Here is an 835-nt window from a genome sequence, read left to right as displayed (position 1 = left end):
CGTCGGTCGTACGACACGGGTGCGTCGGCGGATGCGCAGGGCAATATCCAGTCGGTGATTGCGCGGCTGGAGCAGGTGATCACTGCGCGGGACGGTCAGGTGAAGGCGGCGATGGCGGATTTCACCGCCGATGGCGTGGCGGATGAGTACCACGGCAAGGAGATGCGCTGGAACCGGGCCTCGCAGGAGGTCAAGAACATCATCCAGCTGCTGAAGACGACGCTGGAGAAGAACGACGGCACCGCCCAGCACACGCTGGCCAAGGCGAAGTCCGCGGTGGACAACATCGGCTGACGCCCTGTGTGGGCGAGGACGGCTGGTAACGGGGAGCAGGGGTAGCGCATGGCCGGCTGGGATCTGGATCCGCAGGGCATTTCGGGTGTGCTGAAGACGACCGGTGAGTTCGCCGGGAAGATCGAGACGCATACCAAGGCGTACGGGGAGCATCTGCAGTCGGCGGCGAGCAGTGCGGGCACCATTGCCGCCGAGGGCGACGCCCACGGCGGCGGTGGGGGGAAGGGGGAGAAGCCGGCCGGCGGCCTGGTGGCCCTGGCGCTGTCGCAGTTTTCCGAGCACACCCTCAATGACTTGAAGTTCATCGCGATGCGGGCGGGCAAGTCCCTCAACGGCGCGGTGGAGGCCACCACGGCCTACTCCAATGGTGATCTGGAGATGGCGGCCGAGGCGCAGCGCAAGGCGCTGGGTGCGGTGGATGTGGATCCGACGAAGCCGGGGGTCCAGGAGCGATGAAGATCGAGCTCAAGCCCGATCAGATTCCGCAGTACACCGGGGACCTGGGCCAGCTGGAGAAGGACCATGCGGCGCTGAAGGCGGA

General features: G+C 66.6%; 2 protein-coding genes. Both read left to right on the top strand.

The genetic code is table 11. The annotated features are described in order from the left end of the window. Nucleotides 1-294: pore-forming ESAT-6 family protein (locus tag C3486_RS36670; RefSeq protein ID WP_103837140.1), on the top strand; the 294-nt coding region annotated here is incomplete at its 5' end. Nucleotides 295-342: 48 nt separating this feature from the next. Continuing rightward, nucleotides 343-750, top strand: coding sequence for a DUF6507 family protein (locus tag C3486_RS36665; RefSeq protein ID WP_103837139.1), 408 nt, complete (start codon nt 343-345; stop codon nt 748-750). The last annotated feature ends 85 nt before the right edge of the window (nt 751-835 follow it).

The organism is Streptomyces sp. Ru73, assembly GCF_002920575.1.
In the GTDB taxonomy this organism is placed as follows: Bacteria; Actinomycetota; Actinomycetes; order Streptomycetales; family Streptomycetaceae; genus Streptomyces.
This window is presented reverse-complemented; position numbering and strand designations above follow the sequence as displayed.

Coding starts and splice junctions, on each gene's coding strand:
- C3486_RS36665 (WP_103837139.1), top strand. CDS start 343: ATGGCCGGCTGGGATCTGGATCCGCAGGGCATTTCGGGTGTGCTGAAG.